Here is a 24078-nt window from a genome sequence, read left to right as displayed (position 1 = left end):
GACCCACTATTTGCTTCCGTAATGCTTCACTGAACGTTCTCCTTTGCCTAATCTTAAGTCCGTTTTTCATCTTGTCTGATTGTTGGGACAACCAACAAATGTGACAACTTTATTTAGGCATTGTCACCCTCTTGGTTCTAGGTTCTAAACTCTAGCTTCTAGCTACTTGGCACTTCTGTGAAATCCCCCTGCCCCCTTTTCTAAAGTTCCCTTTCCAAAACCAGGTTTGGGAACAAAGGGGGAGTGCGCCTCTCCTTCCGTCTTCGCCTGCCCGCCTTGGCGGGGCCTGCCGTCTTATTTCTTGATTCTAAACTCTAATGTCTAGCCTCTTGATACTTGATACTAGCTACTCGATACTTTTTCTTGGTTCTTGGTTCTTGAATCTAATGTCTAGCGTCTAGATACTTGATACTAACTACTTGATACTTTCTTCCCTCACTCTCCCTTCAGATTGCTCGCCGGATTGACGCGGAGAGACCTGAGCGCATGGTAGCTCACGGTGGCCAAAGCAAGCGCTACGGCTGCACCGCCTGCGAAGACAAAGGATTGCCAGCCGATGGCGATCTTGTATTCGTAGTCCTTCAGCCAGTTTTCCATCAGGAAGTAGGCCACCGGGCTGGCCAGCACCAGCGAGGCCAACACGAGGTAAAGGAACTTTTGCGTCAGCATGCCATAGATGCCCTCGGCGGTAGCGCCCAGCACTTTGCGGATGCTCATCTCCTTGCTGCGCTGCTCGACCATAAAAGCCGACAGGGCAAAGAGTCCCAGACAAGCCACCACGATGGCCAGCACCGCAAAACTGGTAAAGATGATCTTGATCCTCCGCACGTTGTCATACATCTGGGCAAAGGAATCGTCCATGAATGCGTATCGGAAGGCAAGGTTTGGCGCAAACTGGTTCCATTTGCCCTCGATGCTTTTCAGTAAGCCCGGCATGTCCGCCGTGTTGGCCTTGAGGGAGATGATGGTGTTGCTTTTTCCCAAAAATAGCGCAAGCGGCCTCATTTTCTGCTTCATGTTGTCAAACTGGAAGTCCTTCACCACCCCAATGATCTCGGTCAGCTGCCCAAACCGGGAGAAGCGCTTGCCCACGGGATCTTCCAATCCCAGCTGCCGGACCAGCTCCTCGTTGACGATGGCGGCCTCTCGGTCTGAGGCGATGGTCGGGTCAAAGTTCCTCCCCGCCACCAGCTCGATCCCCAGCGTCTCGATGTAGTCCTCGTCCACCTGCCAGATTTGGGTGGACACCGTCTCGCCGACGCCCTCCTGTCCCTCGTTCACCACTCCATTGCCGTTGCGCTTGGTATCTGCCAGAGGCAAAAAGTCACTGATCGTCACCGCCTCCACGCCCTGCATGCGCTCCAACTCAGCCTTGAAGACCTCGTCTTTGTCGCCCAGCATATTGGTGCCGTAGAGCTGGATAACCTGCTCTTTTTCAAAGCCCACTTTCGAAGTGAGGATAAAGGACATCTGCTCGTTGATCACCAGCGTGCCGATGATCAGGATGATGGACACGGTAAACTGGAAGATGACCAGGCTGCTCTGAAAGCCTCCGGACTTGCTGCCTAGGCGCAGTTTGCCTTTGAGTACATTGATGGGAGAAAATCCCGAAAGGTAGATGGAGGGATAAAGCCCCGCCAATCCGCCAACCAGCAAGGCCGATAGGACGAGCGCGGGGATGAAAAAGGCGCTGCTCCAGGGCATCTCCAGTGCGATGCCCGTCATCTGCTGGAAGACCGGCATGAGAAACTGCGCCAGCAACACCCCTATCCCAAAGGCGATGAAGGTCAGCAGCATGGACTCGGCGAGAAACTGGAAGACCAGGTTGGTCCTGCCCGAGCCGACCACCTTCCTCAGGCCCACTTCCTTGGCCCGGTTGGCGGACTTGGCGGTGGAGAGGTTCACAAAGTTGATCGAGGCCAACAGCAGGATAAAGAGCGCCACCGTGCCGAAGATCCATACGATCTTGATGTCGTTGCGAAGAGCGGCCTCGTTACCCATCGCCGCAGAATGGAGATGGATGTCAGTCATCGGCTGCAGGTAGATCTGGGCGTTTTGCTCCAGATTCTCCGCGATCGCCAAGCCGGCCGCGACCATCGCCGGCTTCAGGTAGTTGCTGATCACCGACGATCCCATGGTTTTGCCAAAGGTATCCGCATCCGTCCCGGGTCGGAGTGCCACGTAGTTTTTATAGTTGCTCTGTATCCATCGCTCCTGCTCACCTTTGCCAAATTCCACTCCCTTCAGGGTCAAAAAGTAGTCGTAGTCGAGGTGGGAGTTGGTCGGAAAATCCCGCATCACGCCGGTGATTTTCCTCGGATCTTCCCGGTTGCCGTTGAGGTAGATCACATGGCCGATGGGGCTTTGGTCTTTGAAAAATTTCTTGGAGACCGATTCGGATATGACGATGGTCTTTGGCTCCGCGAGGGCCGTTTTGGCATCGCCGTAAACCATGGGGATGCTGAAAATATCGATGATCGCCTGATCGGCATAGGTAAACTTCTCCTCGTGATGCTGCATCGCCTCATCGTCGATCTGGATCTCGTTGGTGCCGGCACCATAGAAGAGGTCATTGTCCATGATCCTGCCCGCCAGCTCGATTTCGTCAAAATCCGCATCTACCGTTCTGGCAAGGTTGGCCGAAAAGTGGGCCGTGTAGTCCACCCGCTCTCCGAGATTGAGGCGGCCGACGACACGGTAGATGTTTTCGGAGTTGGGGACAAACTTGTCGTAGCTCGTCTCATGGAGGATATAGACCGTGATCAGGATGCAGGCGGCGATCCCGATACTCAGGCCAGAGATATTGATCAGGGAAAATCCCCGCGCTTTCAGCAGGTTTCTCCAGGCGATTTTCAGGTAGTTTTTCAGCATTTTTTCGAATTGAAAAATTTTAAAATTGGAAGATTACAGTTCGAAAGTGGTAAGGTTGGAACGTTGTAACGTTTACCACCTCAAAGGTCAAGTCGTGTAGTTCAGTGTCAGCCTGAGCGGAGTCAAAGTGTCAGCCTGAGCGGAGTCGAAGGCGGGGTAAGTTGGAAGAAGGGAGGAGTTTACTCTCTGCTTCCGTCCCCAGCTATCGGGACGTATTTCGTATTTCGTATTTCGTAAATCTTACTTTTCTTGCCTAGCGTCTTGATTCTAGCTACTTGACACTTTGTACATACTCTTGGCTCTTGATTCTAGTCTCTTGCCTCTTGATACTAGCGTCTAGCTACTTGATACAAGCTACCTGCTACTCAATTAAACTCCAGATTGATACTTCCTCCGGAGCTCTGCATGGTGACGGGGATTCCTCCGCCGTTGATCTTGCCCATGATGCGGTCCTTCTTGATCTCTCCGTCAAAGTTGGACAGGGAGGAATTGACACGTCCCCCGCTTAGATCCAGGTTCAGCCCCAAGCCTTTTGGTACGACCGCGGTGATGCTTCCGCCGCTGGACTTCATGGACAGCTCTTTTTCCAAGTGGGAAAGTTGGGCGCGGATCGATCCGCCGCTGGTGTTCACATCGATGCTTCCGCTGATCTCTTCCAAGTTGACGCTTCCTCCAGAGGACCCCACCTTGATATCCCCTGTGAGCCGGTTGACTTTGATGGATCCTCCGCTGGTCTGCACTTCCACGTCCCCGTCAAAATTTTCCAACCTGAATGATCCTCCAGAGCTGTGGGTATTGACCGTTCCGCTGCTGTTGAGCACTTGGATGCTGCCGCCACTGGTCGCTACCTCTTGGCTGCCATTCAAGCCGTCGATGGCGATAGAACCGCCACTGGATTGAAATTTGGAGGACATTTGCCTAGGCGCCTTGATCTTGAAGGACAGGTTCAGCTTATTGTTTCGGCCACTGTTCATCTTCCGCTTCACGATCAGGGAGATGGTATTACCGCTCTGGCTGATGTTGAGGTCGTAGTTTTCGAGTTCCTTTTCGACGGCTGGATCTTCGGTAGAGATCTCTCTTCCGTCGAGCTTGACAAACATATCGACAACGACCTCATTGCCACTGCTTCCAGTCACCGCCACGGAGGAACCAGAGGTTTCCACGTTCAGCTTGCCCGCGCTGCTAAGCGTAAAGTTCTTGGTGAGATATGGGTCAGCGACGAAGTCGGAGGCCAACAGCGTACTTTGCAGGGAAAGCAGGAATAAGGCTGGGAGGATAAAGGAAGGTCTGGCTAATTTCATGGATTTCAGATTTAGAGGATGGGACAGCCCTCCAAGGGTTCGAAACCCTTGGAGGGGTCTCGCGCTTCCGGGGAACTGTCTGAAAGATCATTTCCAGTATTGTGCCATTCAAAAAACCGCCTTTTTGTCCTGCAAATGGCCTTTTCCGAAAAACAAAAAAATCAGCTCGGACAGTTTTGTCCGCTATCGGTCGGAGACGTCTGTCTCCCTGAGCACTGAAGTGACGAGAGTCACGGATATCGGAGGGAATTTCACCGCGAGCGTACTGCCTCGTGTAGTTGTAGCTTCCCTCCCACAGCCCCGCTCAGAAACCGACTCCATTTATCACAAATTTTCCGGCTTGGGATAAAATATCCCTTCCGATCCCCTATTTTACCTAAAGATTAGAGTATACAGAACTCTCTCCCTTCCCCAAAAACCGTAAATTCGCTTATGACTTCAAGCAGCGCAAATCCAAAACCCATTCATCAAGGCCGAAATGTGAAACGCTTCCGGGAAATGCTCGGCATCAAGCAAGAAGCACTGGCATTCGAACTGGGAGAAGATTGGAATCAGAAGAAAATATCCCTTCTAGAACAAAAAGAAGAAATCGAAGCCAGCCTGCTATCCCAAATCGCCGAGGCGCTAAAACTCCCAGTCGAGGCTTTCCAGAATTTCGACGAGGAACATGCGGTGAATATTATTTCAAATACTTTTCAAGACTTTAAAGAAGGTGCAGTTGCCATCAATGTAAATCCCACATTTCACCCAATCGACAAATTGATCCAACTCCACGAAGAGAAAATCGCTTTGTACGAGCGCATGCTGAAGGAAAAGGATGAGATGATGGCAAGGCTGGAGAAGTTGATTGGGAGGTAACCAAATCCCAAATGGATTAATTGTCCTATTTTTGCGTTCTTTTAGAAAATTCTAGCTCAAAGCATTGACTACCACTCCCTACAATATTTCCAGAATCAACCAGCTTATCCATCAATTCAGATTAGGGAAGGATGAATTTTTGGATTTGATCAGTGAAGGTTTGAAAAACAAACTTGAGTGGGAGGATATTTTTAAGGAGGAAATCCAGATCAATCATTTGAAAAGAATTGACAAGATTTTCAGCAAAGGTCTTGCCTACTACCTTGACCCTGCTCCACCGATTCAATCCAAAGAATCCAGCATTTTTTTCAGAAAGGAAAAGTTTGGGGCAGACCTAAATCTCGCTTCAAAAAAGATAGTCACTCAATTCGAGGAGATGAAACTTTCTTTGTCCGGCTTGGCCAAAATGTCAGATTTGAAGATTGACCGGATACTTCCCATTTTTTCAATTGACGAGGATCCTGAGGAAATTGCAAAAACCGTTCGCCAAAACCTATTTCCAAAGGTACCCAAAGACTCCAGGAAATTCCTCGAGGCACTGATTGACAAATTTGCAGCCGCCAATATTCTGGTTTTCGAGTTTGTCGAGAGTCCTAACTTGAAGCAAAAAGTCAATATTGATGGCTTCTACCTACAGCCAAATGTTATTGTGCTTCGGAGAAATCAGGATTATTTCAAACGTGAGATTTTCACCCTAGCCCATGAACTGGGTCATTACCTTTTAAATCAGGAAGAAGTGGAATCCATGGATTATGACCATTTGGCTTTGGGATCTATTTCTGCGGTGGAAACTTGGTGCAATAGGTTTGCCTTTGCCTTTTTGGCTGGAGAAAAGATGGATCAACTGGATCAACTGCCGGAGGTTGGAAAGTCCAATGACTATTCTTTCGAAAAAATCAAATCAATTTCTGACTCTACTCATCTGAGCTTTGCGGCCATTCTCACCTATCTCGTCCGAAAAGGAAAAATGAGCGGCGCGATCTATGGCCGAATGAGAAAAGAGCAAGAGGATACCATTCAGGCTAAGAAGGATCTTGAAAAAAAGAAAAGAGAACTGGAGAAGGAAATGGGCAAGCCTAGCATGGGAGCCCAGGCAAAGCCCATCCAATCCCCTTTGTTTGTTTCTGCCATTCAGACTGCATTTTTTGATGGAGTGATCAATGAGTATGAACTCTGCAAAACATTGCACCTCAAACCTGAGCAACTCGAAAAATACCTGAGATGATAGCAGTGATCGATACCAGTTCATTATTGAGTTTGGTTCGGTACTATCTGCCGTTTGACAAAAAAGGCGTTCTATTCGAGGTCATCAAAAAGAAATTCGAAACAGGAGAAATCATTCTTTTGGATGCGGTATATGAAGAATGTAAATACGTTGGACAAAAGGCTATTTTGAAAAAGCTAGACTTCTTGGAAAACAAGAACTTTTTAAAGGAAAATAAGATCATCGTAAAAACCGAAGACTTAATTCCACTAGCACCAGCAAAGTTTCTAAATCAGCTGAAAAACCAATTTGTTGCAAACACATTCCAATTCTGCAAGCTTACTGAAGCGGAATTTGAGGTGAAGAAGAAGGAATTTATGGAGTCGGCAGATGCTAAGCTTGTAATGTATGGTCAACGATTGATCAAGGAAAACCCTGAGAAGGAAATCTATCTTGTAACGGAAGAAACCTCATCTGCCAATGACATGAAGCTTTTTAAGAAGATTCCAGCTATCTGTGAGCATCTTAGAATCTCGACAATTACACTACCTCAGTTGTTGGAAAAATATCCTGAGGTGGATCTGGGATTTGAGTGAATCAAAACTTTACTTTAGGGTGCAATAAGCTAAAAAACTGGACCAATTAGGCCCAGTTTTTAAATTTCATGAATTTAAAGTTGAACCAGTTTGATCAAAATCATTCAGGTTTTTTTCAACTTTATTCATTGCCGATTGTCCAGTAGGGCTATTTTGTATTTGCCCTTCAAACTTTATAAATCCGCCTTCTATTTTCTTAAAAATAAAAGGTTTCGTTCCTCTTTGATAACTTTCCCATTTTTTGTATGCCCAATTTGCAATAAACCCAGACAAGAATCCTATCAAAAATCCCCAAAATCCTTCATGCAAATCCATTCTTAAGATTTTACTACATAAAACGAAAGTCCACTTTTAAATTCCCCATCTACGTGTAATTCGAAAGAATACTTTCCAGGTTTATCAAACTTACCGGACATATTCATTGCTAAATTGATAGAAGAATGATTCCCAATATTCGGCTTATTTACTGTTAACCCACCATCAACTTTTGCTAGCTCTTTACCTTCCTCATCAAAGAGGAAAATATTGACTTTATGATTCCCATATTCCTTTTCAGAAAATCTTAGCCTTAACGCAATTGCAAAGGGAGGCTGAGTTGGAAAAACGTTTGAATGTATTACATCGAAAGTGCCAACAACCACCATTTTACCATTCATGTCAGATGCGTAATCGCAGAGTGTGAAAATTTCTATTTCCATAGATAATTGATTTTTAAATTATTAAAATGTCTCCTATCTCGGGTGAAGCTCAAATTCCCGCATCACAATGGCTTACCGAGTTGTTAAAAAGTTTTAAAAAACTTTGGACAAATAGATAATTCCTTCACTTTTGCATCAACATTTGGGACTTACCAAATAAAAATGCCACTTATATCCTAATCCGGTGACCAGCCGTTAGTGATTGGTGAAAGCCTGTGATGAGCGCCAAGTCAATCTGAGTAAGTGCCTATTCAAGAAAAATGTCAGGTGGCCGCCTGACATTCTCTTCTTATAGGATTTTGAGATTTCAGTCCGATATTTTTTCTCCAACTTTTAACAACTCAGGTGCCAGAAATTTGACAAAAATCAAAACCTATCTTTTTTAAGCCAAATGGTGTCAGAATTAGTTGAAACAATATAATTGTCGTTCAAATACAGGAAAAATTACCGGGCATTCTGTCAACAATTTGAAAAAGAAAGTGTCAGAATTACCTAAAAACACTGCCAAAATCTATAATTCCCTGACAGAAGTATTGATCTACTTGATCTTACCCAATTCCGATTTGGCATTTTCAATATATTCAAAATTTGCTTCGATATATTTAAGTACTCCTTCAAAATACCCCTCAATCACATCCCCGGCATTATTTCTTGGATTATTTTCGACAAAGGTTTTGAGTAACCCAAAATCCAAGGACTCATTTGTAACCAACAAATTTGATTTTAAACCTATCAGGTACCGGAGGAGGTTTGGGTTTTGACCTCTAAATAGAACTAAATTCGAAATTAGAGACTCCAATGTTTCGGTATCCAATCTGTGCGGGAACTCGTGAAAAATGAGCCGATTTTCGCGCTTACAGGCGTCTGTCATTCGGTGACAGGATTTCCGAATCTTCTCATTGCTTTTCCGAATCATCGCAAGTTCCTGATCAAGCAATACGAGGGTATTTTGGTTAAAAGCCTTTTCTTTTTTCCGTTCGGCTATCAAATGATATCTATAGGTCAAATAAACAGGAACCCAAACCCCAAAAGAGTAAACGAGTATCTTGAAAAAGTTTGTGATGCTCAAAAATTCCAATAATTGATCTGTCATTTGCCAACCTAGACCTGATTTGTATTATAGCTAGCTCTCTGCTCCGCCACCATTCCCAGCTTCTCTTCCACTAGTTCCTCCACATCCAGGTCGCTGAGCTCGTCGAGGCGCACCTGCCCATTCATCAGCATCGGCAATAGCCAGTCCCGAAGCGAGGCGAGTTCTTGGTTTTGAACTCGATTTTTGATGATCTTTTCTAAAGTGCTATTGAAAAAGGAATTGGACTTTTCGAGAACTTCCTTGCTTGGTATAAGTACGAAAATTGATCTTATGTCTTTGTCACTTAGGTGTCCAACTGTCGTTCTGGAAACTGATTTTTCTCGAAGTTTAATGAATGGCTCTATCGCAAATCTTAAATACATGCTTGATAGGTAGGTTTCCCCAAACCTTACAACCCGTTGGTTTAGGTAGCACCCTGGATTTGACCAATAATTGAGGTGAAAATTACCGTCCATTCCTACAAGTAGATCTCCCATTTCTATTTTATATTTTGGATCCACATTAGGTTCTATAGAAAAATTCGAGATAGTATTTTCTAAAATGTCTCGAATTCGGATAACAGGAACACCAATCTTCTCATTAAAATACTCTGTTTTAAATGGGTAGCCATATTGAACATTGGAGCATTGGTAGATATTTTTCACCTCCCACCCCTCCGGAATCTTTCGTTTCAACTCCTCATTCCAGACCATTTTGCCGCCAGAGCTTTTGTATGGCTTGCCGTTTGGGTCGGGAAAATCAAACTGCACAAACCAATACTCATACACCAACTTCGCCATCGCCTCCAATTCCGCATTGATGCGGTTGTTCAGCTCGATCTTGGCATCCAAGTCGGATAGGACTTTGGCGATTTTTTCTTTTTCGCTTTGTTCTGGATTTAAAATTGGAAGTTGTCTCAATGCTCCCAAGGATAAATAGGGTTGAGAAGATCCAGATTTTGCTTGTCCTAGATAATGTCTGCCATAATCGGATTGTAGGTAATAGGTTAGCCAGTTTGCTTCTATTTTTGATTTTGTTTTAAACAATCCTACGTTTTTAATTGCGTAGATAATGTTATCATTTTTTTCTATGTAAGTATACCCGCAATATTCTCCAATCATGCTTATGATAACATCCCACTTTTCAACCTGACTCCTTTTATTGATGCTTTCGTAATCCTCTTTTGAAATTAAGCTTGCAGTGCTCAAGTCTAGAACCCCTCCCTTGATATTTTTTGAAGTTACGAGAGGGAATCCTGTTGACTGAGCTTTTGGGGAATCATGAGTTCCATCAGTGACATTGGAGTATAATTTTTCAGCGGGAATAAATGGCCATTTCATCATTTTCTCTTCCAGTTGTTAATCATCTTAGTTACTAACTTATCAAAATCTACTTTTCTTGAATTGTTCGGATTTTTCAAACTGTTGGACTAAGCTCCAAATTTGAGATTCTTCAAATTCCCCAAGATTTCGCTATCTAAAGCCTTTCCCTCGGCAAACATCCCAACTAAGCGATCTTCGAACCCCATAAGTTTGGTCTGAAATTCCTCCTTCGTGATATCCACATACTCGATCTTGACTTCGAAGTATTGCCCGGCGCTGAAGCTGTAGTTTTTCTCTGCCACTTGTTCTTGGCTCACCACCACAGATAGATCCTCGACGGCTTCTTTGGAATTAAATACCTCGATGATCTGTCGCTCCTCCTCCCGGGAAAGTACGGTCCGCTGGTTTTTGCCCTCTTTCACGGTCGTCCCTAGTTTGGAAGCATCCATCAGCACGATATGCTCGCTATCCGCCTTTTTGTCCAGAAAAAGCACCGAGACGTTGGTACCAGTACTCGCGAAGATATTGCTGGGCATACTCACCACGCCACGAAGCCAGCCCTGCTTGACCAGCTTCTCACGAATCTTTTTCTCTATCCCACTCTGCGCCGTGATAAAGCCTGTAGGAACTACAATCGCCGCTTTACCCGTCGCACTGAGGCTATGCATGATATGCTGGATAAAGAGCAGGTAGATCGCCATAGACTCTTTTTTAGCCTTGGGCACATTGGGAATTCCTGCAAAAAACCGTTCCTTAAAGGCATCCTTTTCGAGATCCTCCCGGAAATCAGAGAAGTCCAGCTTAAACGGAGGATTGGAAACTATGTAATCAAACTTCTGGCTTAGATAGTAAGGTTGAGCAATCGTATTGGTTTTGATAATATTGGGGATACTATGGGTCAGTCCGTTTAGCACCAAGTTCAGTCGAAGCATGGAGCTGGATTTTTGGGAAATATCCTCGGAATAGATGCTGCAGTTTTGCTCTCCAATCTGATGGGCCAGACTCATGAGCAAGGTCCCGGATCCCGCACTAGGATCATAGCAGCGTACTCCTTTAATCGGCTCGGGAACCATAATCGCAGCCATGATCCGCGCTACTGCATGAGGGGTATAGTATTCCGCATATTTTCCCCCAGAATCGGAGTTATAGTCTTTGATCAGGTATTCGAAGATGGTCGCGAAGAAGTCGTATTTCTCCTCAAACATCTCCTCAAAGCTGAATTCGAAAAGCTTATTGACCAAAGCACGGCAAAAAGCATCGCGCTGGGAAGAGTCGGAAATGTATTGACTCAATTCATCAAAGAGCTTATCCTTTGCTCCGGAAAAGGATTTGATCGAAAAGATATCGGCATTTTCTACCGAAATATCCCGAAGGGTATCGTCAAAGGTTTTCGCAAAATCCCCTTGATTCTGATTATTGTACAGATGAGAGATCAACTGATGAGACTGCAATCGGGGAATATTGGCATCCAGAGAATTGACCAAAAACAAGTAGTCTTCCTCAGGCATTTTTAGCAGTGCGCCAGAGAAGTCTTCCACGTTTGCCAGTTCCGGCATGGCTTTTTTCACCTCATAGCGAAACTTGTCATTCAGAAATTTGTAGAGAAAAACTTGAGTAATGATCTTAAACTCATTTCCGTCATTGCCCAGGCCATAGTTGGCGCAGACACTTTTCAGGTTATCAATGAGTTCCTTGGTTTTGGTAATGAAATTTAAATCTTGGGTCATCGTATGGATGAGGATTGGTACTGTTGCATATATTCACTGACGATCAATTGATTGATTCCCTCCGTGGTGGGATAATCAATATTCATCCTTTGTTCATTTTTAAACTCCTTGATCACGAGCTGCATCATAAAGCGTTTGAAAAAGGTCTCGTGTCTAAGGATATCCTCGCTGTTCTGGATGGATTCATCCGCTTGGGATTTGACCTTTGCCAAAGCCGCCTGCAGTTGAAGTTGCTTTTGGCTTAGGCCTCCCCTTTCGATTAGGCGCTTGTGCACTCGGGCAAACTTCTCATCCTGGCTGTATTTCGCCTTCAGGAAGCCATTTTCCCGGTTCAGCTCTTTTGCCTTCTCATGAATCCTTCGGAGTAGCGGCATATTTTCAGCCAGATCTTCCTGACTGACTTCACTCAGGTTTTTCTTCTTGAAAATCCGCTCCAGTTCTTCCCGCAAACTTACAAAAGCAGGGTCCTGTTGGTCAAAATTATCCCGCAAAGATTCCCGGGTTTTTCTCAGCATATCCTTGAATTCGTCCGCAAGCACCAGTTCACTTTCAGAAACCTTGATGAACTGAAAAACAATATCCTCCAATGCGGTATTGATGATATTGGTGGTAGCGTCTTCATTGCCTAGACTTTCCACATAATTGATATTATCCAGCCTATTTTGGGCTTCGATCAATAGCCTATTCCAGACCTCAAAATCTGCCTCCCCTTGCAAGGCTTCGTAGCCATTGAGTGCAATGAGGTTTTTTAGCTCCTTGGCTGTACGAAGTGCTTTTACCAACCGTATCAATAATCCTTTGTCCGTGATTTGGGCAATTTGTTGGGAGAATAGCTCTCGGTTTTCGGTATCGAACTGAAAAAGGATTTCCTTGATTTCCTCGATTTCCTGCTGAATCTCCTCCGGGGACTTAAAGAGATTGGAATACAATTCCATTTCATCACCCAGTTGCTCCTGCAGCTCCTCGAAATAGAGTTTGTTCGTACGGTTAAATGCCTTGGATATATCCGCAAAGTCAACCACGTATCCGTATCGATACTTTTTGTAAGGCCGATTGACTCGGGTTAAGGTTTGAAGAAGATTGTGATCCTGAATGACCCGCGCCAAATACAGCTTCTTAAGCCGCTTGGCATCAAAGCCAGTCAAGAGCATATTGTAGACAAAGAGCAGGTCTATATTTCCCTTCTTGTAGATTTTGACCAGGCCTTTGCGGATTTCCTTGTCGTTTTCGTCGTGCAAGATCAGAGCAGCTTTGAGCTTGGGAATATCGCGGAGGCCGTATTTACTGGGCGGATCGGCTGCTAGGAGCACTCCCGCGTCCACTTCCTGTTCGCCGTATCTCTTCTCAAAAAGCCTGAACAGCTCTTTGGCCTGCTCTGAAGAATCGCAGACCACCATACCTCCCAAGGTTGCATCCTGTTGATCCCGCCTAAACTGAATCAGGTCATCCAAGATATAGTCCAGCAGTGGCTCCGCAAACTTGGGGTGAGCATAGATTTTCGCTTTGGAGATTTCTCCATGCTGGACTTTGATCCTGTCCATCAGCTCCTTCATCTCCATTTTAAACTTGCCCTCGATCTCTTCGCGGATCAGCCGAAGTGTATAGCCATCGGCAATGGACATGTTGTAATAGTACTTATGGATATACTGGCCAAAAAGCGCCTTGGAGTCATAGTCTCCCGCTACCTCTCGCAAAAGAGGAGTCCCCGTCAAGGCTATCTTGACAGCTTTTCGATCTGAATTAATCAGATTGGCGAGGTAGTTTCCTTTTGGATTATAACTTCTATGGGCTTCATCCAAGAAAAAAACTCGCTGGATATTGATGTCATAGTTCAGGTTGGCAATAACCGTGGCGTCCTGACTGAATTTTTGGATGTTGACCACTGTGATTTCGGGAAGGCCGGAATCATTATGAATCGCCCCCACCACTTTCAGATCTTCAACAAATTCCTGTCTGGAATTTACCTGATTCACTTTCAGTCCTCTGTTTGCAAACTCCGTCGCTGCCTGAATCAGCAAGTCTAATCTATCCACCACAAAGTAGAATTTTGGAATGATTTGCTGCTTTTGGTAGAAATCAGTAAGGTGTTTGACATTAAAATAGGCCAGTGCAGTCTTTCCAGAGCCTTGGGTATGCCATATAATCCCTTTTGTTCTTCCCTCAGAGAGCTTTTGAGCCATTGCCAGAGTAGCAAATATCTGGGGATAGCGCATGATATGCTTTTCCAAGCCAGTTTCTTCGGCCACATAGGCAAGGGCATACTTCAAAATGAAGGACAAACGCTCACGACTGAATAAAGAAGTAAGTATTCGGTGAGTGGGAGTGTATTCAGACTTATTGGTATTAAATTCTGGACTATGCTTGATTACCAACAAGTTGGTATCCTTCAAAATAGCATTTTCTTGCTCTTCCGAAATTACCTTCAATCCCTGCTTGACAGGATATTCTGGATCCTCTCGGAAATAGTTAAAATGCAGGTCTTTATAGGATGATGTCGCATAGAAAGCTCCAAAAACAGGATCCACTATCCCATCTTCATATTCCATATTGTTGGAAAAAACCATCAATTGGGTAATGTTGGCAAACCGACGGAAATACTTATTCCGAAAGCGCTCATTGATTCTTTTCCGCTCCGCCATTACTCCCTCTCGGTTATGAGGCTTTTTGACCTCAATAAACGCCAGCGGCATTCCGTTGATCAATACGGTGATATCGGGTCGAAACTCCTCATCCCCGTTTTTGCAAGTAAGTTCGGTAGTAACGTGGAAAGAGTTATTGGAAAAATTCTGAAAATCAATCAGTTTGACACCTGAGCTTGAAGTCAATCGTTCAAAAAACTTTCTCCCCAAATCTTCATAATCGAGTTCCAGAGTCAATTCTTCCAACAAACGAATCACCTCTTCCTTTGCGATACCTGGATTAATTCTGACGATACTCTCGGCAAAAATGTCCTCAAAAATATTGCTCTCTTCCCGTCTATGCTGTTGGCTTTGTGGTATGTAGGTGAATCCTAGACGAATTAGATGCAGTATCGCCGGGATTTTTACTCTAGAATCTTCGTTGAAAGTCATTAAGGGCTGTAGTATAAAAAAACGCTCGTTCTCCAATATGCGGCTTTCCTAGAGTTTTGACAAGCGAAAAATGGACGAAAGAAGCGGTATAACGAAAAGATTTTTTCAAACCAATTTACCTACAGAACCCAGTTGCCTGGTAATCGGCGTTAGATTCTAAAATATCCCCCGCAAGAATACCATATCCCTATAGTCCTGCACATCTTCATTGAGCACATAAGGGCAAAGCGATGAAAAAAGGGAAATCAGAAACAACAACGGAGTCTATAGATAGTCAATACTCCGAAATCAATGAGGCCTATGCTTCAAAATGGCGGACGCTGGAGCTATTTATTCCGAGTAATTTCCGTATGCTTTGTGCCATCCTTGATATTAAGCCAGAACGGGTACTGATGGACTTTATGTGGAAACTGAGCTATTCCTACATCAGTGGCACTACTGAAAAGCAGAGAAGGGCTGGCAGGAAATTCTTTCTCTCCTGTCAATATGGAAGGCCATACTATTCCGAAAAACAGATCCGCCAGCTATTTGCCGAGCTAAAGGCCAATCTAAAAATCTGTGATACGAGCCAAGAGATGGAGGATTTGGAGAAAGAACTCTTTTGGAAAAGCAACCACATGTACATCGAGTTTTGGTTTAAGCGATGGTTCGAACAAAACGGTCGGAAGATTGAGCAATCCACCTTGGAAATATTATGACCCCCATTTTTATTCAAACCCTAAATTCCGGACCTGAACTGAGGTTTTTCCATTGGAATTTGAGCGGCACCAGAAGTTAGTTTGGCCTACAGCAACCAGCACAATAAGCGCTGCACTTCACCGCAAGATGATCCGTTTCCTAAATATCTAAACCATAGTAAAACCATAGTAACTCCATTCTTTAAGCTTTGAAAAGCCATTAATTAAATGGTGGTAATTAGCCTAAGAAAACAATCTCTTGATTTTTGTTTATTTGATATATAGCTAATTAAGTAGACTTTCACTATAATCAACTATTGTTTTAACCAAAGGAAGATATGGCAAGAGTAGCAAACGGCACGCTAGCAGGCCTGAATGGTAATATGGGCGACATGATTTTTTACCAAATCAATGGCATCACCTATGTCCGAAGGAAACCCCAAAAGCGAAGCAACGCGCAAAAAAAGTGGATGAAAAAATCGCCGATCAATGAACGCTCTCAGGGCATGTTCTCCGCAGTCCACGACTACCTAAAAGGGCTGACTCAGGTGATCAGATTTGGCTTTCAGGGAGAAGCCAATGGAGCTAGACATGCCTATCACGCTTGTGTTTCCTTCACCCGTATGAATTGCTTTTCCCTAACCGGGCAAGAGTATCAAATTGATCCGGCCCTTTTCAAAATAAGCCGAGGCACTCTGATGGGGCCGGAGAATCCAAAAGCTGAAAGGACATCAGAAGGTGTAATGTTTACATGGAAAGACAATTCTTGGACTTCCAGTGCCAAACCCCAGGACATTGCTTTTTTGGTGATCCACAATCCAAAACAAAAGATCGCCTATTGTGAAGAAATGGGAAGCACCAGAAGTCAAGAAGAGCATTTGCTCAGCTATAAATTCGGGAATTCAGGAGGAGAATGGCATGCATATTTGGCCTTCAGTCAAGAAAATCCCAGAGCCAAGAAATTGATTTTATCGGATTCGGTGTATTTGGGAATAGTCTAAGCGGAAGCTTTGCGGGTAACAGTGATCGACTTCTCTTAATGACAAGCCCTAGCTATTCTAGCTTTTTTTCAGCTCTTAATGCCCCGCCTTCTCCCTCTGAAAGCTATAAATCAAATACCCCAACGACGGTAATATAAAAATACTGCCGATCAGCAAGGCCCAAGCCAAGGTCTCGATGGGTTTTCCCAAGGCCGCGGAGTTGAAGACGCTGAGGTTTTCACCAATCTGCAAGATCACCATATCCGGAAAATAATGGTAGCCAAAGGCCATCAGGATCGCTGTCACCACGGCACCGGCCAGGAATCTCGAAAATGCCTTTTTGGCCTTGGGCAGCTGAATCCAAAGAAGTGCCATCGCCACGCTCGCCAAAAAGAGGATTCCCAAGGTCAAAGATTCATTCAGCAACAAACCTATCAGAGGGACATTTTGCAGCTCCGCAGCCAAAAACACCAAGCCTCCGGCCCCTACGGTCGCCACGATGAAAGCCCGCGAACGGGTGACCAAGAAGCGCTTTTCCGCCTCCAATCCAGCTTCCCCAACCAAAAAGACCGCAGCCAGAAAGCCGCAGATCGTGACCGTAAACAGGCCCACGGCAATACTGAAGCCGTTGAGCCAAGGCCAAATGTAGGTTCCAAGGAAGTCGCCTGCATGGGGATCGATCTTTCCACCCACAGCCGCCCCAAAGATCAGTCCGAGGAAAAAAGGCGTCACAAAGCTGGAGTAGGTAAAGATCCAGTTGTACACCTTCTGCATCTCATCCTCCACCGCATCATAATGACGGAAGACAAAGGCCGTACCCCTCCCGATGATCCCAAACAGCATCAAGAGCAGCGGGATATGCAGATGGATGGACAGCAGGGAATAGACGGCCGGAAATCCCACAAAAAGAATGACAATGGTAATGATCAGCCACATGTGGTTGGCCTCCCAGATCGGCCCGATAGTCTCATAGGTGCGCTTGCGGAGCTTGGTTTTCATGCGATCCGGCGTGGTCAGCTCCAGGATGCCCGCCCCAAAATCCGCCCCTCCCAGCAGGATGTACATCAAAATGGCAAGGATCAAAAAGACGATGACGACGTAGAGCATGGCGGATCAGGAAGTTTGGGAAGCGGAAGAGTCGGACAGGGTGGCGTCTTGGGAAGGGTAGCTAGGCACTGCCCCGATCTGCCGGGTCAGCAGAAAGGTCACCACCACGGCGAGGGAAAGGTACACCGCCGTAAAAAGGTAAAAAGAATACTGTATCCCGGGAATCGGGCTCACGGCGTCTTTGGTTCGCAAAATCCCATAGATGATCCAGGGCTGCCGGCCCACCTCGGTTACCGTCCAGCCAGCTTCCAGCGCAATAAACCCAAGCGGCGTCCCCAGCACAAAAAGCCAGAGAAACCAAGGCGCATCCAGCCATTCTTTCTTTTTCCACTTCGAAAACAAAAACAAGAGGCTCAGCCCAACCAGCGCCATCCCCAGTCCCACCATGATCTGAAAGGCAATGTGGGTGATCAAAACCGGGGGATGGTCTTCCTCCGGAAACTGGTCCAGGCCGATCACCTCCGCCCCAAAATCCCCGTGCGCCAAAAAGCTCAGCGCTCCAGGAATCTCGATGGCATAGTTCACTTCCTTCTTTTCCACATCGGGAATGCCGCCTATGATCAGCGGAACCGACTCAGCCGTCTCGAAGTGCGCTTCCATCGCGGCAAGCTTGGCAGGCTGCCTCACGGCAATGTCCTTGGCAGAGATATCCCCAGAGATCGGCTGCAAAAGCGCCGCCACGGCTCCAAACACCAAAGCAATCGTGAAGGCGCTGCGATGGAAGGCGACGTTTTTTCCCTTCAGCATCAGGTAAGCATGGATGCCCGCCACGGCAAATCCCGTGGAAACAAAGGCCGCCAGCGTCATGTGCAGCGCCTGGGTAAACCAAGCGTCGTTAAACATCGCCGCGATGGGGTCTATGTTCAGGTATTGCCCATCCACATAGTCAAAGCCCGCGGGACTGTTCATCCAGCCGTTGGCGGCGACGACGAGGATGCCCGAGGCAAGGCCGCTCAGCCCCACGACCACACCGGTAAACCAGTGGAACCAGGGATTAAACCTGTTCCAGCCGTAGAGGAAAAAGCCCAAGGCGATGGCTTCGATAAAGAAAGCCGTACCCTCGAGGGAAAAAGGCATTCCAAATATCGGCCCGGCGTGCAGCATGAATTTGGGCCAAAGGAGGCCCAGCTCAAAGGAAAGCACGGTACCGGAAACCGCCCCAGTCACGAAGAAAATCGCGACGCCCTTACTCCAGGCCTTGGTCAGATCCTTGTAAAGGGGCTTTTTGGTTTTGAGGTATTGGTAGTGGGACGTAGCCATGAAGAAGGGCATCACCATCCCGATGCAGGCAAAAATGATATGAAAGCCGAGCGATACTGCCATCTGCCAGCGGGCAGCGAGAAGATCCTCCATGTGGTGTGGGGTAAGTTGGGTAAAAGTACGAAACCGGGTCATTGGTTTGACGGGATTCGGAGACGGATAGTTCGGCTATTTGCCCGGTTCTTCCCGGTACTTCGGAATTTGCAATTCCGAAGTCGTAACGTAGGATTTGTAATCCGAGAAAACCAGTTCTGAAAGAAACAACGGATTGGAGATCCTGCGATATAACCTCGGGATTGCAAATCCCGAGGAACAGAAGAAACCTGGGAAGAACCCGGTATCAATTTTCCAATCTCGCAATTTTTCAATTTTTCAATCACAATAATATCAGCCGTATTTTTTAGCTTAATGAAAATCAAGAAATTATGTATGTAAACAGGCACTACCATATCTACAGCACGGTGCGTTGGTCCAGAAAACCACTTTTCAACGCCGCCCTATATTCCGCTGCGATCATCGTACTCTACGAGCTCACCGACATCCCCTTTTCGCTTCCTTGGCAGCCCATCTCCGTGATCGGTATCGCGGTGGCTTTTTACCTGGGCTTCAAAAACAACAGTTCCTACGACCGGGGCTGGGAAGCCCGCAAGATCTGGGGAGCCATTGTGAACGACAGCCGCTCCCTTGCTGTGGGGATTTTGAGTTTGCCTGCAGCGGGCGTTTCATCGGAGTGGAAAAAAACCTTCGTCTTCCGCCACATCGCCTGGGTGATGGCGCTCAAGCACGCGATGCGAAAGAGAAAATCCTGGGAGCATGAGTCCAAGCTGGAAAACTTGGTTTTCACGCCCTATTTCCGCGAGGAAGGCCTAAACGGCATGGACATCGAACTGGAAAAATACCTCAAGTCCGAGGAGGCGCAGCGCTTCAAAACCTTCACCAACATCCCCATCCATATCCTCAAGGCCCAAAGTCTGGAACTGAAAAAACTAGAGGAAAGCGGCGGCATCACCGAGTACAAACATGTGTGGCTGCAACAGCTGATTGCCAGGCTGATCGACAGTCAGGGTGCCTCCGAACGCATCAAAAACTTCCCCTTCCCCCGCCAGTACGCATCCACTGGGCTTTTTATCAACTACATCTTTTGTGCATTGATCCCTTTTGGGCTCTTGGACATCTTCACCCAGTCCGAACTGCTCCACTACTGGCTCACGGTGCCTTTCTCCACGATCATCATCTGGATCTTCTTCTTGGTAGACCGCATCGGGGACTACTCCGAAAACCCCTTTGAAGCCGGCTACAACGACGTGCCGATCTCCTCGATTTCCCGCGTCATCGAGATAGACCTCTTGGAGATGCTGGAGGAAAAAGAGATTCCCCAGCCCTATCCGGTCGAAAACGGCTTCCTGATGTAGGGAAGTTTGGGAGGTTTGGAAGTAAAAAGTTGTAAAGTGGCAAGGTTGGAAGGTTGCAAAGTTCAGCATCTCAAACGCCCGATCGAGAAAAAGACGCCTAAGAGACCGAAGACCTCATAAATAGTACTTAGTAAACCCTAAATTCATAAAAGCTGGAAAGCTCAGCACGTCGGAGGCCAACTAGACCATTGGCCTCCTATAAAAAGATACGACGCTCAATTGTTAGAGCGTCGTAAATCGTATTTCTTAGATCGTAAATTTTAAGGCTTCCTTACCTCTTTCGGATGCTGCTGGAGCCGGAGACCCGGATCTCGCCCATGCGTGGGGAGCCGGAGTAGATCACGTCTCCCGAACCGGAAGAGCGAACCGAAATCTCGCCCAGATCGCCCACCTTGGTACTGCCCGAGCCGGACTTGGACACTTCCAGCTCTTCGATGGCCAAGTCCTCCGCCACAAAGTCGCCAGAGCCCGACTGGCTGATCTCGGCCTCGCCGATCGCTCCGGATTCAATCGTGATTTTTGCGGAGCCAGAGATGGAAGCCTCCAGCTCATCGGCGCGAAGTCCCTTCATGATCACGTCCCCGGAGCCAGACAGCCCAATGTAAAACTCGTCCGCCACCACGTCGGAGTTGACGGTCATCTTGCCCGATCCAGAGCACTTCAGCCCCTCCAGGCTGCGGTAGGTTACATAAAACTTCAGGGAGACGTTGCGGTAGTTTCCGTTTTCCAAGCCCAGCTTCAGGACATCGCCGTCCACTTCGGTTTTCACCCTACTGAGCTCCACGCCCTTGACTTCTATCCTCACTTCCTCCTTGTTGCCCTCGACGAGGATCACGTCCCAGCTTCCGCCGGAGTGGACTTTGGTGAAGGGGCCGAGATTTCTGGTTTCCGATTCCTGCGCTTGGGAAAAAGAGCAGGAAACCATGGTGAAAAGGGCGATTCCAAATGCCCAGATTTTTGTCGTGTTTTTCATAGTAATTGAAATATTGTAAAATTTTAAAGACTTGTCCGCCGGGGCGGATTGGAAAATTGTGTTAGGGTTGGTTGGAAAGTGGTAAGGTTTCAAGTTTGGAAGGTTCAGCACCTCGGACGCCGATCTCAGCATTGACCTTCCTCCTATTTTTGACCTCGTATCCCGATAGCCATCGGGACGTACTTCGTAGATCGAAAATTCTTGGTTCTTGATTCTAGCGTCTTGATACTTGGTACTTTGTACTTGATACTTCGTAATTTTCTCCTACTCATTCTTAATACTCTTCACCGGATTGGCCCAAGCGGCTTTGAGGGTTTGGGAGACCACGGTCAGCGCCGCAATGACTCCCGCAATCAGCCCCGCCCAGAGGAATATCGTCCAGTTGATGCCGGTCTTGTAGGCGAAATCCTCCAACCAGCTGCTCATCCCAAACCAAGAAATCGGAATGGCAATGAGGAATCCAATGCCTACCAGCTTCAGAAAGTCCTTGCCCAGCAGGATTAGGATATTGCCGGTCTCGGCGCCCATCACCTTGCGAATGCCTATCTCGCGGGTACGCTGCTCCGTGGCAAAGGTCACCAAGCCCAGCAGTCCCAGGATGGAGATCAAGATCGCCAGTGCGGAGAAAAAGGTGAAAATAGTCTTCACCCTCGCCTCAGCTTCGTACTGTCGGTTGAATCCCTCGTCGACGAAAATCGGCTCAAAGGGATAATCCGGCCGCAGCTGTGCCCACTCACCCTTGAGGTAGTCGAGCACCTCCTCGCGCTGGGCAGCATCAATCTTGATGCTTACTTGGTTATTTCGGTCTTGTGAAATCATAAAGACGATGGGCACGATGGGTTGGTGCAGGCTTTCGAAGTGGAAATCCTTCATCACGCCAGTCACGAAGCCACGTCTTCCCCCATACAAGAACTGCTTGCCAACGGCCTCTTCGGGACTGGCCCAACCCACGGCACGGATCGCCGCTTCATTGAGTATGAAAGCCTCCGTGGAGTCACTGGCGCGCTGAAAATCAAAGTCCCGCCCTGCCTCCAGAGGAATGCCATAGGTATGCAGGAAATTGTGCGCCACATGGATATCGGCGATGCGCACATTGAGCTGGGTCAGCTCCCCGTTCACCTCGGCCGTAGAGCCCTGGGAGTCGAGCAGCCGACCCGAGGGCACGCGGCTGGACATGCTCACTTCCTGGATTCCGGGATGGTTTTCGAGGCGGTCTTTGATGATCAGGTAGTTTTCGCTGATCCGCCCACTGTTTGGCAGGACGACGATATCCTCCTTTTGGAAGCCCAGGTCTTTGTTTTGCATAAAGTCCAGCTGCCGGACAACGACCAAGACCGCCACGATCAGCATCACTGAGATGGCAAACTGCCCCACCACCAGAAATGCCCGGAAGTTCTCATGCCCTTTTCCAGCCTTGAAGGCTCCCTTCAGTACTTTCGCAGGCATAAACCCGGACAGGAAAAGCGCCGGATAGCTCCCGGAAATCAATCCCACGAAGGCCGCGAGACCGATCACGAATAGCAGGTATTCGGGGTGGGCAAAGAAATTCAGGCTAAGGGGTTTGTCGGTGAAGTCGGAGAAAGTCGGCAGAAACAAAAACACCAAAATCACCGCCAGGATCATTGCAAAGAAGGTCATCACGAAGGATTCCCCCATAAACTGACGCACCAGCACCAGCTTGTCCGCCCCCATCACTTTGCGAAGCCCCACCTCCATGGAGCGGAGCGAAGAGCGTGCGGTGGACAGGTTCATGAAGTTGATGCAGGCGATCAGGAGGATAAAGAGCGCCACGGCCAAGTACACGATCACGTAGTCCATGTTGCCGTTGGGCTCGATCTCTGAGGCGAGGTTGGAGTATAGGTGGACGTCGGTGATTGGCCAGAGCGTGAGTGCGGTGCCCTTGGACATGGGGATTCCCGCCTGGTTTTCGCCCATGCGGCGATCGATCATCGCGGGAAGTTTGGCTTCGAAAGCCTTCCAGTCCACGCCCTCCGCGAGCTTGAGAAAGGTGGAGAAATTGTTGGAGCCAAAGTTGGACATGAAGGCCTCCTGCCCGCCGTAGAACTGGACCACGGGAACCATGGAACCCAGAAAGTCGACATGGAAATGGGAATTTTCCGGCATATCCTCCATCACGCCCCGCACCTGGAAGGTAAACTCCTGTCCTGCGAGGTTGGCGCGGAGCTCTTTGCCCACCGCCGATTCATTGCCGAAATAGCGCTTGGCCGTGCTCTCGGTGAGGATGACCCCATCGGCTTGGGTGAGCGCCTGCTGTGCTTCGCCTTCGATGATTTTCCAGGAAAAGAGCTCAAAGGCCTCCGGATCGGCAAAGAAAAACCGCTCCTCCTCCATGGCGTTGCTGCCGTTTTTGATCAGGGCGTTCACGTTGAACAGGCGGGCCATCACCTCCACTTCCTCCGGAAAGTCCGACTGCATCAGCGGGCCAAAAGGCGGAGCCAAGTGGCCAAGGTGGAGGCTTTCCTCTCCGTCGGCATTGTACCAAGCCCGCGACACCCGATAGATGCGGTCCGCGTCCGGATGGTACTTGTCATAACTCAACTCAAACTGCACATAAAGCAAAATCACGATGCTCACCGCCATCCCTATCGCGAGTCCGACCAGGTTGATCAGCACGTACATGGGATGCTTCTTGGCATTGCGAAAGACGATTTTGAAGTAGTTTTTGAGCATCGGATTGGAAAATTGAAAGATTGGAAAATTGGAAAATTCGGGTGTCAGCCTGAGCGAAGTCGAAGGCCTTTTCGTGAATATTGTTGTAAGGTTGTAAGGTGGGAAAGTTGTAAAGTTTGGCACCCCAAACGGCAGTTGGGGATTCAGCCTCTACTCCCCTTTTGACCTCGTATCCCGATAGCCATCGGGACGTATTTCATAAATCATAAATTTTTGGCTCTAGCCTCTTGATACTTGATACTAGCGTCTTGCTACTTG

18 protein-coding genes are annotated in these 24078 nt (G+C 47.4%); 6 read left to right on the top strand and 12 right to left on the bottom strand.

The genetic code is table 11. The features are described 5' to 3' along the window. Positions 1–435: 435 nt before the first annotated feature. Both J0A68_RS18850 and J0A68_RS18845 read right to left on the bottom strand, forming a co-directional pair. Positions 436–2871, bottom strand: coding sequence for an ABC transporter permease (locus tag J0A68_RS18850; protein WP_206579793.1), 2436 nt, complete (start codon positions 2869–2871; stop codon positions 436–438). A 365-nt stretch (positions 2872–3236) separates the two neighbouring features. After that, positions 3237–4172, bottom strand: coding sequence for a DUF4097 family beta strand repeat-containing protein (locus J0A68_RS18845; protein ID WP_206579792.1), 936 nt, complete (start codon positions 4170–4172; stop codon positions 3237–3239). 432 nt (positions 4173–4604) lie between these two features. Here J0A68_RS18845 and J0A68_RS18840 point away from each other — a divergent pair, with 432 nt between their 5' ends. The 3 genes from J0A68_RS18840 to J0A68_RS18830 all read left to right on the top strand — a co-directional run bounded on the left by J0A68_RS18840 (position 4605) and on the right by J0A68_RS18830 (position 6830). Beyond that, positions 4605–5030 carry a helix-turn-helix domain-containing protein gene (locus J0A68_RS18840; protein WP_206579791.1) on the top strand — a complete coding sequence of 142 codons (426 nt, stop codon included), beginning with the start codon at positions 4605–4607 and terminating at the stop codon, positions 5028–5030. 64 nt (positions 5031–5094) lie between these two features. Then, entirely contained in the window at positions 5095–6255 is a 1161-nt protein-coding gene (locus J0A68_RS18835) for an ImmA/IrrE family metallo-endopeptidase (RefSeq protein ID WP_206579790.1), read from the top strand. Next, the gene (locus J0A68_RS18830; protein WP_206579789.1) at positions 6252–6830 is read left to right on the top strand and encodes a DUF4411 family protein; all 579 of its coding nucleotides are present in this window, start codon (positions 6252–6254) and stop codon (positions 6828–6830) included. Before J0A68_RS18835 ends, J0A68_RS18830 begins: the two co-directional genes overlap by 4 nt. 66 nt (positions 6831–6896) lie before the next feature. Here the strand turns inward: J0A68_RS18830 and J0A68_RS18825 are convergent, their stop codons facing one another. The 6 genes from J0A68_RS18825 to J0A68_RS18800 all read right to left on the bottom strand — a co-directional run bounded on the left by J0A68_RS18825 (position 6897) and on the right by J0A68_RS18800 (position 14720). Beyond that, positions 6897–7145, bottom strand: a complete 249-nt coding sequence (locus J0A68_RS18825) for a hypothetical protein (RefSeq protein ID WP_206579788.1) — start codon at positions 7143–7145, stop codon at positions 6897–6899. Positions 7146–7147: 2 nt separating this feature from the next. Further along, positions 7148–7528 carry a DUF6941 family protein gene (locus tag J0A68_RS18820; protein ID WP_206579787.1) on the bottom strand — a complete coding sequence of 127 codons (381 nt, stop codon included), beginning with the start codon at positions 7526–7528 and terminating at the stop codon, positions 7148–7150. A gap of 538 nt (positions 7529–8066) precedes the next feature. Then, positions 8067–8597, bottom strand: coding sequence for a hypothetical protein (locus tag J0A68_RS18815; RefSeq protein WP_206579786.1), 531 nt, complete (start codon positions 8595–8597; stop codon positions 8067–8069). A 32-nt stretch (positions 8598–8629) separates the two neighbouring features. Next, on the bottom strand, positions 8630–9943 hold the full coding sequence (locus tag J0A68_RS18810; RefSeq protein WP_206579785.1) for a restriction endonuclease subunit S: 1314 nt from the start codon (positions 9941–9943) through the stop codon (positions 8630–8632). A gap of 86 nt (positions 9944–10029) precedes the next feature. Further along, a complete protein-coding gene (locus tag J0A68_RS18805; protein ID WP_206579784.1) occupies positions 10030–11649 on the bottom strand; it encodes an HsdM family class I SAM-dependent methyltransferase in 1620 nt (539 codons plus the stop codon). Next, positions 11646–14720: a type I restriction endonuclease subunit R gene (locus J0A68_RS18800; RefSeq protein ID WP_206579783.1), complete on the bottom strand. Its 3075-nt coding sequence runs from the start codon at positions 14718–14720 to the stop codon at positions 11646–11648. Before J0A68_RS18800 ends, J0A68_RS18805 begins: the two co-directional genes overlap by 4 nt. A 230-nt stretch (positions 14721–14950) precedes the next feature. Here J0A68_RS18800 and J0A68_RS18795 point away from each other — a divergent pair, with 230 nt between their 5' ends. Next, positions 14951–15418 carry a hypothetical protein gene (locus tag J0A68_RS18795; RefSeq protein WP_206579782.1) on the top strand — a complete coding sequence of 156 codons (468 nt, stop codon included), beginning with the start codon at positions 14951–14953 and terminating at the stop codon, positions 15416–15418. Positions 15419–15735: 317 nt separating this feature from the next. Beyond that, a complete protein-coding gene (locus J0A68_RS18790) occupies positions 15736–16398 on the top strand; it encodes a DUF6266 family protein (RefSeq protein ID WP_317195132.1) in 663 nt (220 codons plus the stop codon). Between the two features lie 75 nt (positions 16399–16473). On the opposite strand, the gene J0A68_RS18785 is transcribed toward J0A68_RS18790, so the two are convergent. After that, the gene (locus J0A68_RS18785; RefSeq protein ID WP_206579780.1) at positions 16474–17484 is read right to left on the bottom strand and encodes a cytochrome d ubiquinol oxidase subunit II; all 1011 of its coding nucleotides are present in this window, start codon (positions 17482–17484) and stop codon (positions 16474–16476) included. 6 nt (positions 17485–17490) lie between these two features. Next, positions 17491–18837 (bottom strand): cytochrome ubiquinol oxidase subunit I, encoded by a 1347-nt coding sequence (locus J0A68_RS18780; RefSeq protein ID WP_206579779.1) that lies wholly within the window; start codon positions 18835–18837, stop codon positions 17491–17493. A 332-nt stretch (positions 18838–19169) separates the two neighbouring features. On the opposite strand from J0A68_RS18780, the gene J0A68_RS18775 reads away from it, so the two are divergent. Next, positions 19170–20156, top strand: coding sequence for a bestrophin family protein (locus J0A68_RS18775; RefSeq protein WP_206579778.1), 987 nt, complete (start codon positions 19170–19172; stop codon positions 20154–20156). 271 nt (positions 20157–20427) lie between these two features. Here J0A68_RS18775 and J0A68_RS18770 read toward each other — a convergent pair whose 3' ends face one another. After that, positions 20428–21129, bottom strand: a complete 702-nt coding sequence (locus J0A68_RS18770) for a head GIN domain-containing protein (protein WP_206579777.1) — start codon at positions 21127–21129, stop codon at positions 20428–20430. A gap of 264 nt (positions 21130–21393) precedes the next feature. After that, complete coding sequence (locus J0A68_RS18765; protein WP_206579776.1) at positions 21394–23820, bottom strand: ABC transporter permease; 2427 nt, start codon at positions 23818–23820, stop codon at positions 21394–21396. Between the last annotated feature and the right edge of the window lie 258 nt (positions 23821–24078).

The organism is Algoriphagus oliviformis, from assembly GCF_017254915.1.
In the GTDB taxonomy this organism is placed as follows: domain Bacteria; phylum Bacteroidota; class Bacteroidia; order Cytophagales; family Cyclobacteriaceae; genus Algoriphagus; species Algoriphagus oliviformis.
Note: the sequence above shows the minus strand (reverse complement) of the source record. Positions and strands in the feature narration are given on the sequence as shown.

Coding starts and splice junctions, on each gene's coding strand:
- J0A68_RS18850 (WP_206579793.1), bottom strand. CDS start 2,871: ATGCTGAAAAACTACCTGAAAATCGCCTGGAGAAACCTGCTGAAAGCG.
- J0A68_RS18845 (WP_206579792.1), bottom strand. CDS start 4,172: ATGAAATTAGCCAGACCTTCCTTTATCCTCCCAGCCTTATTCCTGCTT.
- J0A68_RS18840 (WP_206579791.1), top strand. CDS start 4,605: ATGACTTCAAGCAGCGCAAATCCAAAACCCATTCATCAAGGCCGAAAT.
- J0A68_RS18830 (WP_206579789.1), top strand. CDS start 6,252: ATGATAGCAGTGATCGATACCAGTTCATTATTGAGTTTGGTTCGGTAC.
- J0A68_RS18825 (WP_206579788.1), bottom strand. CDS start 7,145: ATGGATTTGCATGAAGGATTTTGGGGATTTTTGATAGGATTCTTGTCT.
- J0A68_RS18820 (WP_206579787.1), bottom strand. CDS start 7,528: ATGGAAATAGAAATTTTCACACTCTGCGATTACGCATCTGACATGAAT.
- J0A68_RS18810 (WP_206579785.1), bottom strand. CDS start 9,943: ATGATGAAATGGCCATTTATTCCCGCTGAAAAATTATACTCCAATGTC.
- J0A68_RS18805 (WP_206579784.1), bottom strand. CDS start 11,649: ATGACCCAAGATTTAAATTTCATTACCAAAACCAAGGAACTCATTGAT.
- J0A68_RS18800 (WP_206579783.1), bottom strand. CDS start 14,720: ATGACTTTCAACGAAGATTCTAGAGTAAAAATCCCGGCGATACTGCAT.
- J0A68_RS18795 (WP_206579782.1), top strand. CDS start 14,951: ATGAAAAAAGGGAAATCAGAAACAACAACGGAGTCTATAGATAGTCAA.
- J0A68_RS18790 (WP_317195132.1), top strand. CDS start 15,736: ATGGCAAGAGTAGCAAACGGCACGCTAGCAGGCCTGAATGGTAATATG.
- J0A68_RS18785 (WP_206579780.1), bottom strand. CDS start 17,484: ATGCTCTACGTCGTCATCGTCTTTTTGATCCTTGCCATTTTGATGTAC.
- J0A68_RS18780 (WP_206579779.1), bottom strand. CDS start 18,837: ATGGAGGATCTTCTCGCTGCCCGCTGGCAGATGGCAGTATCGCTCGGC.
- J0A68_RS18775 (WP_206579778.1), top strand. CDS start 19,170: ATGTATGTAAACAGGCACTACCATATCTACAGCACGGTGCGTTGGTCC.
- J0A68_RS18770 (WP_206579777.1), bottom strand. CDS start 21,129: ATGAAAAACACGACAAAAATCTGGGCATTTGGAATCGCCCTTTTCACC.
- J0A68_RS18765 (WP_206579776.1), bottom strand. CDS start 23,820: ATGCTCAAAAACTACTTCAAAATCGTCTTTCGCAATGCCAAGAAGCAT.